This window comes from Lentilactobacillus curieae, assembly GCF_000785105.2.
Classification (GTDB): domain Bacteria; phylum Bacillota; class Bacilli; order Lactobacillales; family Lactobacillaceae; genus Lentilactobacillus; species Lentilactobacillus curieae.
On sequence record NZ_CP018906.1, the window covers coordinates 703,781 to 718,920 of the forward strand.

The following is a 15,140-nucleotide window of genomic DNA, read 5'->3' on the forward strand; positions in this document are numbered from 1 at the left end:
ATTACGCCTCCACAGTTTTAAGTCTGTCTAGAATTTCATCATAAACGGGAACCAATTCTCCCAAACCTTTACGGAACACATCTTTATCAAGTGAGTTGCCAGTTGATTTATCTATTAGTCGACAACTATCAGGTGAAATTTCGTCTGCCAAGATTAGGTTTCCAGTGCCATCAATTCCAAATTCAACCTTAAAATCAACTAGATCAATGTTCATATTCAAAAAAATATTTTTAAGGCGTTTGTTAACCTGAAGAGCAATTGTAATCATGGTAGTCATTTGAGCAGGTGTAGCAACTCCGAGAGCTTCAGCTTGAGATTCATTAATAAATGGATCATCAAGTTCATCACTCTTATAGAAAAATTCCACAACCGGTTTTTCGAATTTCATTAAATGTTCAGTGGCAAACTTTCTTTCAAAACTACCTGAAGCCATGTTCCGAACTACGGTTTCCAATGGAATGATGTTTACTCGTTTAACCAACTGGTTGTTGTCATCAATTTGCTCGATAAAGTGGTTAGGAATGCTATTGGCTGTTAGGTCTTTGAAAATCAGGCTGGAGATATTGCAATTAGCAGCACCTTTACCACTCATTTGAACTTTTTTCTTACCGTTAAATGCAGTGACCTGGTCCATATAGTGAACCCAAACTACTTCTGGGTCCTCAGTTGAATACATTTCCTTTGCTTTGCCTTTATAAAGTAAATCTTGCTTAGTAAGTTCTGTCATGATTTCTCCTTTAATTTTCACCGGTTAACATTGCAACTGTGTCTAATAACTTTTCTTGATCATCACCGACAACGGTAACGTGGCCCATTTTCCGCTGTGGTTTGAACACTGCTTTACCATAATCGTGAAAATGCCACTCTGGATGATTGATTAGTAATTCACGGGCAGTCGTTAAATCATTTCCAAGAATGTTTCTCATAACTGCTGGTTTGTACTGTTCAATCTTTGGGATTGGTAACCCACAAATACTACGAACGTGAGCTTCATATTGAGAAACGTTGCAGGCTTCAATGGAATAGTGACCCGAATTGTGTGGTCTAGGAGCAAGTTCATTAACCATCACCTGGCCATCTTCAGTGATAAACATTTCGATTCCCAAAACACCGAACAAATTAAGCTTTTCAGCAATCTTCTTGGCGATTTCACTAGCCTGTTCGTGAACTGACTGTGAAAATCTACCAGGGGCAATGGTTGTATGGAGAATGTGGTTATGGTGAATGTTTTCAACTAATGGGAAACTAACGACCTCACCATTTCCAGCTCTCGTTACCATAACTGATGCTTCAGCGTGAAATTTAATCTTAGCTTCCAAAATGCAACGACTGCCCTGATATAACTTTTGGGCCGCAAACAAATCTTCTTTGCCATTAATGTCCATCTGACCGTGACCGTCATAGCCACCAGACACAGTCTTTAAAATTGCTGGGTAGCCTGTAATCTCAACTGCTTTTTTCAGTGAAGACTCGTCTGTCACCTCAGCAAACTTAACGACTGGCACCCCAGAATCCTTAAGAAAGTTCTTTTCGTTAAGCCGATTTCCTGTTGTTCTAAGTAAGTCTGTTCCTTGTGGAAGTTCACTGTATTGTTTAGCTTCATCCAAGGTATTTTCATCAGCGTTTTCAAATTCGTAAGTCAGAACATCGCTGAGTTTCGCTAATTTCATAATGGCTTCATGGTCATCGTAATCAGCAACGATTTGGAAATCAGAAACCTGAGCTGCAGGTGCATCTGGCGTTGGGTCCAAGACAATCACCTTATAGCCCATTTCCTTAGCACTTTGAGCCATCATTTGTCCAAGTTGGCCAGCTCCAACGATTCCAATTGTTGCTGGCGGGAGAATGGTTTTAATCAAGGCGTTGTTCACTGGCCTTTGCCTCCTCGCGTTGGTTTTGTTTAAATTCAAGCAATTTATCTCTTAGTGATGAATTACCTCTAGCGATTACTTGGACAGCTAGGATTGCCGCATTTTTAGCTCCTGCATCACCGATGCTTACAGTTGCAACCGGAGCACCGAATGGCATTTGGACAATTGAAAGCAAAGAATCCATTCCGTTTAATGTTCGTGTTTTAATTGGAACACCGATTACAGGCAAGACAGTGTTAGCAGCAAGCATTCCTGGTAAATGTGCAGCTCCACCCGCCCCAGCAATTATCACTGAAAAGCCGTTTTGTTCGGCTTCTTTACCAAACGATGTCAACTCATCAGGCATCCGGTGAGCCGAAATTATGTGTTTTTCATATTCGATGCCTAAGTTATCTAGCACTTCACATCCGAGTTTCATTGTGTCCCAGTCGGAAATTGATCCCATTACTACAGCAACTTTTTCGCTAGCCATCAATCACACCTCGTTTTATTTTGTGTCTAAATAATACTTAACAATTGTTTTTAAGTCAATACCTAATGTTCGTGTTTTTTATTTTTCACTGAAATTTATAGTTTTCATAAGCACTATTGTTCGTGTTTTGCTGGGGGCTGATTTTCAAATTCCTTTTCATCTCTAGTGGGAGTATGATTTACCCAAGGAATTAAAAGGAGTAACGATAATTATGAAATATAGAACTTTAGGTAAAACTGGATTCAAAGTCAGCGAAGTTTCTCTGGGTACATGGCAGCTTGGTGGCCAATGGGGGACCCCATTGGATTCAAAGGATGCAATGGATACACTTGAGGAAGCTTATAATAACGGGGTAAACTTTTTTGATACCGCTGACGGTTATCAAGACGGTGATAGTGAATACACAGTTGGAAAATTTTTAAAAACTCATCCAGACGTTCATTTCACTACTAAAATCGGTCGTAAGGATCCCCTTTCCGTTGAGAACTTTGATAAAAAGCATTTAAATCGTTATGTAGAAGAGTCATTAACCAACCTTGGTGTCGATTCTCTTGATATGGTGCTTTTGCACTGTCCACCAATGAGTGTCTACTACATGCCAGAGACTTTCTTTGCATTGGACGAATTGAAGAAAGCTGGAAAGATTCAAAATTACGGAGTTAGTGTTGAACGCGTTGAAGAAGGTTTAAAGGCTCTAAGCTATGACATTTCAGCCGTAGAAATAATTTTCAATATGTTTAGACTTCGCCCAAGAGACCTTTTCTTCGAACAAGCCGCTAAACACAACGTAGGAATATTAGCCCGCGTTCCGTTAGCTAGTGGCCTCTTAACTGGAAAATATACCTTAGACACTAAATTTCCAAAGGAAGATCACAGAACAAATAACCGAAATGGCGAGTTTTTTGATAAGGGAGAGACATTCTCTGGCGTTGACTACGCTACCGGAGTAAAAGCAGCAAGTGAACTTAAGGAGCGTCTCGGAACTGATAACTTAGCTGCAACAGCATTGAAATTCATTTTGATGTATGACTCTGTTTCAACGGTTATTCCCGGTGCAAGTAAGCCTAATCAAATTCAAAGAAATACAATTGCCTCTGATGAGCCAAGTTTAACCAATGAACAGATGAAAATTGTTAATGATGTTTACGACAAGTACATTAAGAACCCAGTTGAATATTTGTGGTAGTAGAAAAAAGGTCAGCAACTAATAAGTTGCTGACCTTTTCAGTTATATTTAATTAGAGGTGGCGTTGTGGGGAAAATGTCACGGAATCACAGATTCCTTCGATTATCTACACAGTCGCCATCACGACTCAACGCCGCTCCTCACGGCGTTCAGTTAGAGGTGCCGTTGTGGGGGAACTGTCACGGAATCGCAGATTCCTTCGATTATCTACACAGTCGCCATCACGACTCAACGCCGCTTCTCACGGCGTTTAGTTAGAGGTGCCGTTGTGGGGGAACTGTCACGGAATCACAGATTCCTACAGTTCCTCCTCCTCCAACCCCTCCCTCGGATCATTACCCAACATTGCCTGCAATTCCGCAATGTTATGGTTGTTTTCACCTAGTAATCCAATCAAAAATTGGCCTACCACCGGGCGTTCTTCCTTATCCGCCAACTTAATTGCTCTAGTAATGAACAAGTTTTCCGTATCATAATCGCGAACCAAGTTTTCGATTTGCCATTCGGCACTCTCATACTTATTCTGACCGTTTTCCTCAAGCATTGCATACTCACTAAATTCCTTAGTCGTAGTTGGCGTCAATAGATTCTCATCCACTAGCAACGTACCTAGTTGATCTTTTTGCTGCTGCGCTTGCACAAGTAATTTTGCTGCCTGTTGCTTAATAACTGGCGCCTGTGGTCCTTTAGCATACCATTTGACTAATTGTAGCTTATTAGCTAAAACTACCAAATTACTAACGATATGGCCAATCATCGCCCCGGCCGTTGGGGTATGGTGATCAATATCTGCTTGCTTTACTTCTTCTGCGAATAACTCTGCTGGGCTTTGCATATTAGTCCTCCTTAACCTTCATATTTTGAACTTCGTAACCTAAATCACTAACAGTTTTTGCCAATGCATCAGCACTAATTTCACTGCTATCAAACTCTGTTTTTACCTTTGCGGCATTAAATAAAACTTTAACTGTTGAAACTCCCGCTTGCTTTTCAAGAGCACCTTGAATCTTTTGCATACATGAAGGGCATGACAATGCGTCTAATTGTAAGATTGCTTTACTCATAACTATCTCCTCCTAATTTACCTTTAGTTTAATGGTTTCCAGATTCGTTTAAATTGACCTGCATCAAGTTTTTATCAACTTGCTGACTTTTTGGTCGATACTTTATTAATCTCATCGCGTTGAAAATAACCACCAGGATACTTGCTTCATGGACAAACATTCCGCTAGCCATGTAGATGTATCCAAAAATCAATCCGACTAGTAAAAACACAACCGTACCAACAGCAATAATAATGTTTTCCCAAGTATTTCTAACAGTTTGCTTTGAAATTCCGTAGGCGTGAACTAACTCGCCAAATTTAGATGACATCAAAACTACGTCTGATGTTTCAATTGCCACGTCAGTTCCCGCTCCCATTGCGATTCCAATGTCCGCCGTTACTAGTGAAGGGCTGTCATTAATACCATCACCAACAAAGACAACTTTTAGCCCGGCGGCCTGCATCTTTTTAACATATTCAACTTTCTCATCGGGTAACAGTTCTGCATGAACCTCATCGATTCCTAGCTGATCAGCCACGATTTGGGCAGTTGCGGCATTATCTCCAGTCAGCATCACCAATTGCTTAATTCCCATTTCTTTTAGAGTGGCAAGTTCTTCCTTGACTTCAGGCCTAATTGCATCTGCAATTCCAAACATTGCACTAACCTTACCAGCAATCGTTGCAATCGAAACTGACTGACCAGCCGAAGTCATTTTTTCGTAATCAGCATGTTGTTCGCTAGATAAATCAATCGCATAATCTGCCAATAGTTTAGGATTACCAATCAACACATCCCCAGAATTAATCTGTGCCTTAACTCCCTTTCCCTTAATTGTATCAACACTAGCAACCTTTTCTAGTTGGTTTGCAGTTTGCGTTCCTTGTGAATCCAAATAATCAGCAATCGCTTTGGCTAATGGGTGTTCAGACTGCCGTTCAATCTGGGCAAAATAGTCTAGGTATTCATCTGTTGCCTCATAGTTTTTAAATGAAACTACTTCTGGGTGGCCTTTAGTCAAGGTACCGGTCTTATCAAACACCATCACGTCAGCCTTACTCAAAGTATCCATTACTTCGCCGCCCTTGATCAAAGCACCGTTATGAGCACCATTACCAATTCCGGCAACACTAGAAACGGGAGCTCCAATAACGAGGGCCCCTGGACAACCCAAAACCAAAACGGTGATTGCTAAAGGGACATCCCTAGTAATGAGCCACACCACAAACGCAATCATCAATACTGCTGGTGTGTAGTACTTAGCAAAATGGTCAATGAACTTCTCTGCATGCGATTTAGTGTCCTGAGCTTCTTCAACCAATTCCACGATTTTTCCAAACGTAGTGTCTTCGCCTGCTTTGGTAGTTTCGATCTTTATGGTTCCATTATCAACAATTGTTCCAGCAAACGTGTCTGAACCCGTAGTCTTCTCAACTAGCTTTGATTCACCCGTAACGCTTGCTTCGTTAACGTTTGCTGTACCTTCAATCACACGACCGTCAACCGGAATTTGATTACCAGCCTTGACGATAACTACGTCTCCTTCATCAATGAAATCCACGTCTTCTTCAACTTCACCATAATCAGTCACTAGTGTGGCCGTCTTTGGTGCCAAGTCGGTTAACGCTTTAATCGAATTTCTAGTCTTTCCAAGTGTTTTTTCCTCAAGAAAAGTTCCAAATAAGAATAGGAAGGTGACAATCGCCGACTCTTCAAACTCCCCAATTAAAATAGCCCCGATTACTGCGATGCTAACGAGGAGTTCAATCCCAATCACTCGATATCGTAGTGCTGAAACAGCCTTTAAAATGATTGGCGTAGCAGCAATTATCGAAGCAATTAAAAAGAACGTTGCAACGATCGATTCATTTCCCAACAAGTGACCAGCAAAGGCAATCCCAATCAGAATTGCCGAAGCAATGGTAATTTCATTTGTATGTTTATAGATATATTTTGAAAATTTCATCCTGCTCATCTCCCTTACAAATCAAGTTTAAAATACAGCCCTTCATAAAAAATTGATCCCCATCAAGTAAATTTCAAGTTGTTTTGGTTTTTAAATTCTCAATATGAAAGTATAATTTAATTGTTAAAATAACTATTAGGAGGGCACAAGATGAAAATCACTGTGATTGGAGCCACCGGTCGTGTAGGTTCTACAATCGTAAAAAAGTTGACCAACGCCCCAGATGTTGAAGTATTTGCAGGCGCCCGGAGTCCCGAAAAAGTTGACAAGGGTAATAACGTTACCCCGTTCAAAATTGACCTGCACGCATCTCCAGAGATAATTAATGAGGAGTTACCAGAAAGTGATGTTATCATTTTCGCAGCAGGCTCAGGTGGTAAGGACTTACTTCAAGTTGACCTCAATGGCGCCGTTAAGGTAATGCGGGGAGCTGAACATAAAGGAATCCGTCGATTTATTATGCTTAGTTCTCGAGATTCATTAGATCTTGAAGCATTCAGCGAACCAGACGCATCTCCTTTGACTAACTACCTAATCGCTAAACATTACGCTGACAAATGGTTAATGAACAACACTGACCTTGACTTTACAATTCTCCAGCCAACTTCATTAACTGAAGAACCCGGAACAGGAAAAATCACACTAGGGCAATTCACTTCAAGTACCAACACAATTGATGACGTGGCGGAAACACTGATTACGATCATTAAGAATGAAAGAACTATCCGCAAAGTACTTGCTATGAGCAACGGGGATACACCGATTGAAGATGCTGTACTAGCGATTTAATTTAGTGATAGCACTCTGCAATGTTACTTTATATGACATCACGTGGGACACTTCCAAAAAAAATTTTGGAGGTGTTTTTTTATATTTACCAATGAATTTTCATTTGTTTTCAAAAATTGGTATATGACATCTATAAAAAAATCCTTTTTATTTTCTAATCAGAATGTTAGAATTCTTAACATTAAATAAAAGGGAGCGGTTCTATGAGTTTGGCTAACACATCATTCGTTATACTTTCCAGTATCTTAGTATTATTTATGACTCCAGGCCTGGCATTTTTCTATGGTGGTCTAGTTTCAAAAAGAAACGTAGTCAATACAATGCTATCTGTTTTCATAATGACTGGAGTAGCAATTTTACTTTGGATCATCGTTGGCTACTCATTATCATTCAGCGGTGACCACTTTGGATTCATCGGTGATTTGAATCACTTCTTTATGCACGGATTTAAAGCTGATAGTCTTACAGCTACTAAAATCCCTGAAAGCATCTACTCTTTGTTTCAGATGATGTTTGCAATCATTACCCCCGCACTATTCGTTGGTGCGGTTGTCGGCAGAATCAAATTCAATTTCTTATTAGTTTTTTTGATTGTCTGGTCAATTTTGGTTTATTACCCTATGGTGCACATGGTTTGGAGTACAGGCGGCATTCTTGCTAAACTAGGCACCCTTGATTTTGCAGGTGGAACTGTCGTCCACATCAATGCCGGAGTTACAGCATTCGTTCTATCAGCATTTCTTGGCAAAAGAATTCACTATGGTGATATCCCTCACACCCATTACAACCTTCCATGGGTACTTCTAGGAACCGCAATTCTTTGGATTGGTTGGTATGGATTCAACGCCGGTTCAGCCTTGGCGGTCAACAACGTAGCCGTTGCCGCGGTAGTCACCACCACGGTCTCAACTGGGACTGCAATGGTAACTTGGATGATTCTTGACATGATTATTTCTGGAAAACCAACGTTAGTCGGGGTATGTACGGGAACGCTTTGTGGTTTAGTTGGGATTACCCCCGCAGCTGGTTTCGTAACCATCCCCGGAGCATTTGCCATCGGAATTCTTGCCACACTAGCAAGTTACTTCTTTGTATCTCAATTAAAAGACCGAATCGGAATTGACGATGCTCTAGACGCCTTTGGTTGTCACGGAATTAGTGGAATCGTTGGTAGTATTGCGACTGGCTTGTTTGCCACTAAAAGTGTTAACCCTATCGTTACTTCAAACGGCTTGTTTTATGGGGGTGGCTGGAAACTACTCGGAATCCAAATCACAGCTACTTTATTTACCATCGTATTTGTAATTATCGCCTGCTCCATCATCATTAAGGGGCTTTCTCTAGTTATGCCAATGCGCGTCAACCGAAAAGAAGAAGAGCTAGGATTGGATAAAGGTGAACATGGTGAAGAAGTTGATTACACTATTGAGATGTCACAAGACATCGATACGTATCGCAGTGATCTCAGTGTTTACAGTAAAGAATTCCGCGGCCAGATTGGTCAGTTGACTAAGCATTCAGATCCAGATTGATGATTCAGGCTCTCAATGATTTGCTATACTAAATGTAAATCTGAGTTTGAGGTGAGCAAATGACTTATTCACGTTCTGAACCAATTGAAATGGTTAATATGTGCATGATTTATAACCCCGAAACTAACGAAGTGCTAGTAGAGGATAAAACTGACGTTACTTGGAAATTCGGTCACACTTTCCCCGGCGGCCATGTTGATAACCGCGAACGCCTTTATGATGCTATGGTCAGGGAAGTATTTGAGGAAACTGGGCTAACAGTTAAAAACCTTGAGCTGTGTGGTAACGTTGAGTGGTTTGATACTAACCCTGATTATCGCAGAATTGGCTTTCTATATAGAACCAGCGACTTGTCTGGTGAGCTTAAGCAAAGCGAAGAAGGTAAGAACTTCTGGATGAATCTCGATGACCTAACTGAAGAAAATACGGCAGATAGTTTTATGGAAATGCTCGAAATCTTCACTAAACCACACGTAGTTGATGCTTTTTCAAACGAAATGAACGGTCATTTATCACTAAATCCTAAACAATAAAAAACGGTAACCAAAAATTCACTTCAGACTTAGAAATGAATTTTTGGTTACCGTTTTATTTGTATCTAATGAACAAATCCAGCATAAATCACGTATTTGTGACCATGACGATCACTAATTAAATCGTAGTTTAGCTTATGGCCTTGTTTCTCAATCACAAGTTTTGCTTTTACCGTGAATTGCTTGTGAGTCCTAGTTTTAACCCACTTGTTCAAATGGTAATTACTATAAAATCTATGGCTTCCTGAAACCTTGACATAACGTTTCCCCTTAACAAACTTAGTAGCTAATAAGTCAGCGGAATTGTTCTTTTTAACCGGTTTTGCAGGCTGGCTAGTAGAACTATTTGAATTTACAACAGGAGCAGGATTTTGAACTGCTGGCGTTGAATTAGTTGATTCAGTTGGAGCTACCGGTTGGGAGCTTGGTTGTTGGGTCTGACTAACCGGTTGTTGCGTAGATGGTTGCTCAACCGGACTCGCCGGCTTAGCTGGAACTGATGGTTTTATGACTTTCGCAGGCTTAACCTTAATAACTTCAACCTTATCGCCCTTTTCACCGCCAATTAGGTTAAAGTTCATCTCACCAACCTGAGTATAACCGTCAATATCGAAGTGATAAATAACATCTCTAATAAATTCTTTGTCATCTGTCGATACGGTTACCAGACCATTCTTATCGGTACGTTTAGCGATTTTTTGGTTATCTTTAACGGCACCATTTAGATTAGGAATTTCTGTTAAATTGGCATTCTTAACGGGTTTTCCAGTGTCTGCGTCAACAATCTTAAATACTCTTTTTCCAGCAAGGTATGCAAAGGCATCAACTTCAACGTCTAGTTTCTGCTTATCACCAAATTTAAACGATTCTGTGAGTGGCTTGACTTTTTGATTATCTGAATACAAGACAAGTTTGTATGTTTGGCCCTTAACCAACCCATCTTTAGTTGTCAAAGTAGCTCCAGTATTTGCAAGACTAGGATATTCATCGGTAGTCTTTTTGATCACCTTGGTAGTAATGAGCTTTTGGCCATCGTAAACTTTCACCGTTAGGTCTTTGCCATAGGCAGCAGGAGAGCCATTTTGTAAGCTAAATACTAGCGCCTCACTGGTTTCGACCTGGGGCTTTGCGACTGTTACAGGCTTAACCTTGATGACTTCAACCTTATCACCTTTTTCACCACCGATTAAGTTAAAGTTCATTACACCAACTTGGTTGTAACCATCAATATCGAAGTGGTAAATAACATCTCTAATAAATTCTTTGTCATCCGTCGATACGGTTACCAAACCATTCTCATCGGTGTGCTTAGCGATTTTTTGGTTATCTTTAACGGCACCATTTAGATTAGGAATTTCTTTCAAACTAGTATTAGCAATTGGTTTTCCAGAATCAGCATCAACAATCTTAAATACTCTTTTTCCAGCAAGGTATGCAAAGGCATCAACTTCAACATCTAGTTCTTGCTTATCACCAAATTCAAATGTTTCTGTAAGTGGCTTTACTTGTTGATTATCCGAAGTCAAGACAAGTTTATACGTTCTCCCCTTAACTAACCCATCCTTTGTGGTTAACGTAACTCCAGTATTTGCAAGACTAGGATACTCGTCGGTAGTCTTTTTGATCACCTTGGTAGTAACGAGCTTTTGGCCATCGTAAACTTTCACCGTTAGGTCTTTGCCATAGGCAGCAGGAGAGCCATTTTGTAAGCTAAATACTAATGCCTCACTGGTTTCGGCTTGGGGCTTTGCAGCTACTTGTGAGCTGGTAGTGGCCGCAACTGCATTATCTGCAAAAGCACCAACTCCCAATAATGCTGCTACTGATAAAAATATGTATCTCTTTTTCAAGAAAATCTCCTCCTTGTTTTTAAATAGTAATCGTTACTATTTATAGCAGTGCAACAAACATATTAGCGTAAAATGAGCATTTCGTCCACAACTTTTTGAAAACCACTTAATATTTTTCGAAATATGGATTATGATTAACAGAATAAATCCATTACTGAGAGGATAAATTATGGACGAAGAACAAAGCCGCAAATTGTATCACATCACCCGCGCACTCAATAACCCAATCCGATTGCAAATCTTGTATAGTTTGCTCAATAATGGCCACCAGAACGTCACTGCACTAGTAAACCAAGTGAAGGTCAGCCAGCCAGCCGTATCGCACCATATTCGTATTCTTGCCGACTCTGCACTTGTTTGTTTCCACACCCATGGAAAGGAAAAATTCTTTGATTTGGCTGATGATCACGTGAAGCAAATACTGGAAATCTTAAGTTCACATTTAACTGAGTAAATTTCTTGATAAACATATCAACATATGTTTATATATAGATGTAGGAAGAAACCGTTTTCATTATCTAGGGAGGAATTTACTATGGCAGACAACAAAGCAGAAGTAATTAAAAACCATGTACACTCATTAGAGTGTGGACACACGAAATTACTGCATGAAGGCCACGTAGATTACGTAGAAGCAAATGGGCATCTTCATCATAAACATGAAGACCATTGGGACGAGTGCAAGATTGAAGTAACCGACATGAATCCAGATGCTGAAACTCCAGTTAAAGGCGAGATCCATGACGAATACTGCGGACATGAAACTGTTCCTCACGGCGACCACGTTGACTACTTGGTAAACGGACGTTTACAACACGTTCATGATGGTCACGTTGATGATCACGGACCTGTTGATGTGGTAAGCTAACTAATTAAATATAAATGAAAAGGACCACGAGATTTATTCTCGTGGTCCTTTATTAATGAATATGGACAGAATTATTTTGCTAAACCTTCAGCAATCTTATCTAAGTTCCACTTCATCATGCCATAATAACTGTCACCAGTTTGGCCTTTTTTAGCAATTGAATCAGTAAATAGCGTTGAGTAAATTGGAATTCCCGTATCTCTAGAAACTGTCTTCATTGGTTTTCTACTTACACTACTTTCAACAAAAATTGATGAAACCTTTGTCTTCTTTAGTTTGCGTACTAAAGTCTTAATTTGATCAGGTGAGCCTTCAACTTCAGTGTTAATTTCCCAAATGTAAGCTGAAGGAACATTGTATGCCTTACTGAAGTACTTAAAGCAACCTTCACTAGTAACAATTAATTTCTTGTCCTTAGGGATCTTATTAAATGCTTTCTTTGCTTTGGCATCAAGCTTTTGTAGCTTACCAACATAAGCATTCAAGTTCTTTTGGTAATCAGACTTATGCTTAGGATCTACTCTTTCAAGTTGCTTAGCAATATTTTTGGCATAAATAATTCCGTTCTCAAGGTTTAACCATGCATGGGGATCTTCTTTATTAGTTTGACCCTTACCTTCTAAGTGAATGGCATCAACGCCTTCACTAGCAGCAAATGACTTTTTCTTAACTTTTTCACCAAGATTATTTTGCATCTTAGTGAACCAGGCATTCTTAGCATTTTCTAGGTTAAGACCATTGTAAAATACTAAATCAGCTTTAGCGGTTTTAGAAACGTCTTCTGGAAGTGGATCATATTCATGAGGGTCTTGACCTGTTGGAACGATTACATGAATATCAGCGTGATTTTTAGCAACGTTTTTTGCAATATCACCGATAATTGTGTCCGTTGCAACAACAGATACCTTGCATGATGCATTAGTATTTTGTGAACTATCTTTTGACTTTGATTGGCTACATGCAGTTAGTGTAAGACCTAGAACCGCAACAAGGGCTAGTCTAAGAATCGATTTCAGTTTCATTGGATAATCTCCTCCGGTGGATTAGTGTTTGTTTTGGTGAAAAGATGAAGCTAATTGCAAAAATTATAGCCCCCACAATTACAATGCATGAGCCAACAGCAATATTTAAGTTATATCCTATAAACAAACCTAGTACTGAGGTCACTCCACCGAGAGTTGCGGAAACAATAATCATCGACTTTAATTTATTGCAGAACAAGTAAGCTGTTGCCGCTGGCGTAACAAGCAGTGAAACAATTAAGATTGTTCCCACACTTTGCATTGAAACGACTGATACCAACGTAAGCATTGCCATTAATAGGTAATGATATGCGTTGACACGCATTCCAAGTGCTTTGGCCATGGTTGGGTCAAATGAAGTTAATAATAATTCCTTGAAAAATAATCCAACCAAAATTAAAACAACTACTGATACTCCAATAGTTAAATACATATCTTGATCTTGAACTGCCAACACATTTCCAAATAAAATATGAAACAGGTTGGTAGTAGTTGGAACGAGGGCAATCAAAATCACTCCTAGTGCCAAAAAGGTACTAAAGGTAATTCCAATGGCCGTGTCGCTTTTAATGACACTATTCTGTCTGATTAATGTTATTAAAAACGATGCGACAATCCCGAAAATTGCAGCTCCAATTAACGGATGAATTCCAAACATGAACGAGATTGCAACCCCTGGTAACACCGCATGTGAGATTGCATCGCCCATTAAGGACATTCCCCTTAGAATGATAAAACTTCCGATAGTTCCGGCAATTATTCCGATTACTACCGAGGTGATCAAAGCGTTTTGTAAAAAGTGAAACTCTTGAAGTCCACTAATAAAATTAGTAATCATATTATCCTCCCTATACTTCCAGCATTGGCAATCCGTACGCTGCACTCATATTCTTTGAATTGAATGTATCGTCCGTTTTTCCTGCTGCAATCAAGTTCTTCTTAATGATTACCGTATTATCAAAATACTCTGAAACCTTATTCAAATCATGATGAACCATCAAAATCGTCTTTCCTTCAGCTTTAAGTTCACGCAAGATTTTCATAATCGTTGCTTCACTATGAGCATCAATTCCAGCAAATGGTTCATCTAACAGAATTAATTCTGGTTGTTGAATAATACAACGGCCAATCATAACTCGCTGAAGTTGTCCGCCTGATAGTTGGCCAATTTGTCGATCAGCGAATTCGGTCATCTCAATTCGATCCATGACACTTTCGATTTCATGGCGATATTTCTTTTTGCTTAGTCGTTGAAACAACCTTAGCCTTGGCAAGATTCCCAAACCGATTGTTTCTGCAACTGTAATCGGAAAGTTCAGATCAACCTTACTCTTCTGTTGTACGTACCCAATCTTTTTTGCCATTTGGGGAAGGCTCACACCATCAAAGGTTGCTCCTCCTTCGTGGGGGATAACTCCTAAAATGGAATTCAATAGTGTGGATTTCCCCGCACCGTTTGGGCCGATGATTCCAGTAATTGTACCAGTGGGAACTGAAAATGATACATCCGATAGCACTTTCTTCCGATTCTGGTAGACAACACTGACTCCGTTGACAATAAGTATGTGAATCATTCCTTAAAAACTATACCTTAGTAACAAAACATTTTTGACGCTTACTCACCTCCTCGTAAAAAGATATAGGAATTTCCCACCCCCGTCAATAGTAATTTTTACTCTTTAAGAAACAGTGGTCCGCAAAACATTGACATTTCAGCAAAATGCTTTAATATTTAAATGGTATTAGTTACTATTTGTCAAGGAGGCATTCGTATGCGCATCAATATCGTATTACGCAATAAAGAAACTGGCGAAGAATACTTAACCAGTAAAAACCGTCGTAATAACCCAGATAGAATCAAATTGATGAAGTATTCACCAAAACTTCACAAACGAGTTATTTTCGAAGAAAAGAAAAACTAATTAGTCTTTAGGGGATTTGCATTTTTGCAAGTCTCCTTTTTTATTTTAAATTTTATCTTGACAAATCTTTGTGATTGGATTCA

The 15,140-nt window shown here is 39.6% G+C and carries 17 protein-coding genes; 7 read left to right on the forward strand and 10 right to left on the reverse strand.

Annotated elements, in window-relative coordinates:
- Position 1: 1 nt before the first annotated feature.
- From purC to purE, 3 genes are read right to left on the reverse strand one after another with little or no spacing between them, the layout of a single operon-like run.
- Entirely contained in the window at positions 2–727 is a 726-nt protein-coding gene (gene purC / locus PL11_RS03420) for a phosphoribosylaminoimidazolesuccinocarboxamide synthase (RefSeq protein WP_035166384.1), read from the reverse strand.
- A 10-nt stretch (positions 728–737) separates the two neighbouring features.
- Positions 738–1,871, reverse strand: a complete 1,134-nt coding sequence (gene purK / locus PL11_RS03425) for a 5-(carboxyamino)imidazole ribonucleotide synthase (protein WP_035166385.1) — start codon at positions 1,869–1,871, stop codon at positions 738–740.
- Complete coding sequence (purE, locus tag PL11_RS03430) at positions 1,852–2,343, reverse strand: 5-(carboxyamino)imidazole ribonucleotide mutase (RefSeq protein ID WP_035166386.1); 492 nt, start codon at positions 2,341–2,343, stop codon at positions 1,852–1,854. Before purE ends, purK begins: the two co-directional genes overlap by 20 nt.
- Positions 2,344–2,554: 211 nt before the next feature.
- Here purE and PL11_RS03435 point away from each other — a divergent pair, with 211 nt between their 5' ends.
- Positions 2,555–3,529: an aldo/keto reductase gene (locus tag PL11_RS03435; protein ID WP_191982084.1), complete on the forward strand. Its 975-nt coding sequence runs from the start codon at positions 2,555–2,557 to the stop codon at positions 3,527–3,529.
- A 298-nt stretch (positions 3,530–3,827) separates the two neighbouring features.
- On the opposite strand, the gene PL11_RS03440 is transcribed toward PL11_RS03435, so the two are convergent.
- The 3 genes from PL11_RS03440 to PL11_RS03450 are packed head-to-tail and all read right to left on the reverse strand — an operon-like array spanning position 3,828 to position 6,541.
- The gene (locus PL11_RS03440; RefSeq protein ID WP_035166388.1) at positions 3,828–4,364 is read right to left on the reverse strand and encodes a ferritin-like domain-containing protein; all 537 of its coding nucleotides are present in this window, start codon (positions 4,362–4,364) and stop codon (positions 3,828–3,830) included.
- 1 nt (position 4,365) lies between these two features.
- A complete protein-coding gene (locus PL11_RS03445) occupies positions 4,366–4,593 on the reverse strand; it encodes a heavy-metal-associated domain-containing protein (protein WP_035166389.1) in 228 nt (75 codons plus the stop codon).
- A 28-nt stretch (positions 4,594–4,621) separates the two neighbouring features.
- Complete coding sequence (locus PL11_RS03450; RefSeq protein ID WP_035166390.1) at positions 4,622–6,541, reverse strand: heavy metal translocating P-type ATPase; 1,920 nt, start codon at positions 6,539–6,541, stop codon at positions 4,622–4,624.
- A 150-nt stretch (positions 6,542–6,691) separates the two neighbouring features.
- Between PL11_RS03450 and PL11_RS03455 the strand changes: the two genes are divergently transcribed.
- The 3 genes from PL11_RS03455 (at position 6,692) to PL11_RS03465 (ending at position 9,395) form a co-directional block, all read left to right on the forward strand.
- Entirely contained in the window at positions 6,692–7,330 is a 639-nt protein-coding gene (locus PL11_RS03455; protein ID WP_035166391.1) for an NAD(P)H-binding protein, read from the forward strand.
- A gap of 203 nt (positions 7,331–7,533) precedes the next feature.
- Complete coding sequence (locus PL11_RS03460) at positions 7,534–8,862, forward strand: ammonium transporter (protein ID WP_035166392.1); 1,329 nt, start codon at positions 7,534–7,536, stop codon at positions 8,860–8,862.
- A gap of 59 nt (positions 8,863–8,921) precedes the next feature.
- Complete coding sequence (locus PL11_RS03465; protein ID WP_035166394.1) at positions 8,922–9,395, forward strand: 8-oxo-dGTP diphosphatase; 474 nt, start codon at positions 8,922–8,924, stop codon at positions 9,393–9,395.
- Positions 9,396–9,460: 65 nt separating this feature from the next.
- Here PL11_RS03465 and PL11_RS03470 read toward each other — a convergent pair whose 3' ends face one another.
- A complete protein-coding gene (locus tag PL11_RS03470) occupies positions 9,461–11,245 on the reverse strand; it encodes a hypothetical protein (protein WP_035166395.1) in 1,785 nt (594 codons plus the stop codon).
- A 169-nt stretch (positions 11,246–11,414) separates the two neighbouring features.
- On the opposite strand from PL11_RS03470, the gene PL11_RS03475 reads away from it, so the two are divergent.
- Both PL11_RS03475 and PL11_RS03480 read left to right on the forward strand, forming a co-directional pair.
- Entirely contained in the window at positions 11,415–11,699 is a 285-nt protein-coding gene (locus PL11_RS03475; RefSeq protein WP_035166396.1) for an ArsR/SmtB family transcription factor, read from the forward strand.
- Positions 11,700–11,780: 81 nt separating this feature from the next.
- Entirely contained in the window at positions 11,781–12,113 is a 333-nt protein-coding gene (locus tag PL11_RS03480; RefSeq protein WP_035166397.1) for a hypothetical protein, read from the forward strand.
- Positions 12,114–12,184: 71 nt separating this feature from the next.
- Here the strand turns inward: PL11_RS03480 and PL11_RS03485 are convergent, their stop codons facing one another.
- The 3 genes from PL11_RS03485 to PL11_RS03495 are packed head-to-tail and all read right to left on the reverse strand — an operon-like array spanning position 12,185 to position 14,604.
- A complete protein-coding gene (locus PL11_RS03485; protein ID WP_035166398.1) occupies positions 12,185–13,135 on the reverse strand; it encodes a metal ABC transporter substrate-binding protein in 951 nt (316 codons plus the stop codon).
- A complete protein-coding gene (locus PL11_RS03490) occupies positions 13,113–13,973 on the reverse strand; it encodes a metal ABC transporter permease (RefSeq protein ID WP_035166399.1) in 861 nt (286 codons plus the stop codon). The genes PL11_RS03485 and PL11_RS03490 overlap by 23 nt, the downstream gene beginning before the upstream one ends.
- Positions 13,974–13,983: 10 nt before the next feature.
- On the reverse strand, positions 13,984–14,604 hold the full coding sequence (locus PL11_RS03495; protein WP_237047532.1) for a metal ABC transporter ATP-binding protein: 621 nt from the start codon (positions 14,602–14,604) through the stop codon (positions 13,984–13,986).
- 303 nt (positions 14,605–14,907) lie between these two features.
- On the opposite strand from PL11_RS03495, the gene rpmG reads away from it, so the two are divergent.
- Positions 14,908–15,057: a 50S ribosomal protein L33 gene (rpmG, locus tag PL11_RS03500; protein WP_035166400.1), complete on the forward strand. Its 150-nt coding sequence runs from the start codon at positions 14,908–14,910 to the stop codon at positions 15,055–15,057.
- Positions 15,058–15,140: the final 83 nt, after the last annotated feature.

Bases quoted from the DNA above. Each gene is read 5' to 3' on its own strand.
- purC (WP_035166384.1), bottom strand. From the start codon at position 727: ATGACAGAACTTACTAAGCAAGATTTACTTTATAAAGGCAAAGCAAAG.
- purE (WP_035166386.1), bottom strand. From the start codon at position 2,343: ATGGCTAGCGAAAAAGTTGCTGTAGTAATGGGATCAATTTCCGACTGG.
- PL11_RS03435 (WP_191982084.1), top strand. From the start codon at position 2,555: ATGAAATATAGAACTTTAGGTAAAACTGGATTCAAAGTCAGCGAAGTT.
- PL11_RS03440 (WP_035166388.1), bottom strand. From the start codon at position 4,364: ATGCAAAGCCCAGCAGAGTTATTCGCAGAAGAAGTAAAGCAAGCAGAT.
- PL11_RS03445 (WP_035166389.1), bottom strand. From the start codon at position 4,593: ATGAGTAAAGCAATCTTACAATTAGACGCATTGTCATGCCCTTCATGT.
- PL11_RS03450 (WP_035166390.1), bottom strand. From the start codon at position 6,541: ATGAAATTTTCAAAATATATCTATAAACATACAAATGAAATTACCATT.
- PL11_RS03455 (WP_035166391.1), top strand. From the start codon at position 6,692: ATGAAAATCACTGTGATTGGAGCCACCGGTCGTGTAGGTTCTACAATC.
- PL11_RS03460 (WP_035166392.1), top strand. From the start codon at position 7,534: ATGAGTTTGGCTAACACATCATTCGTTATACTTTCCAGTATCTTAGTA.
- PL11_RS03465 (WP_035166394.1), top strand. From the start codon at position 8,922: ATGACTTATTCACGTTCTGAACCAATTGAAATGGTTAATATGTGCATG.
- PL11_RS03475 (WP_035166396.1), top strand. From the start codon at position 11,415: ATGGACGAAGAACAAAGCCGCAAATTGTATCACATCACCCGCGCACTC.
- PL11_RS03480 (WP_035166397.1), top strand. From the start codon at position 11,781: ATGGCAGACAACAAAGCAGAAGTAATTAAAAACCATGTACACTCATTA.
- PL11_RS03485 (WP_035166398.1), bottom strand. From the start codon at position 13,135: ATGAAACTGAAATCGATTCTTAGACTAGCCCTTGTTGCGGTTCTAGGT.
- PL11_RS03490 (WP_035166399.1), bottom strand. From the start codon at position 13,973: ATGATTACTAATTTTATTAGTGGACTTCAAGAGTTTCACTTTTTACAA.
- rpmG (WP_035166400.1), top strand. From the start codon at position 14,908: ATGCGCATCAATATCGTATTACGCAATAAAGAAACTGGCGAAGAATAC.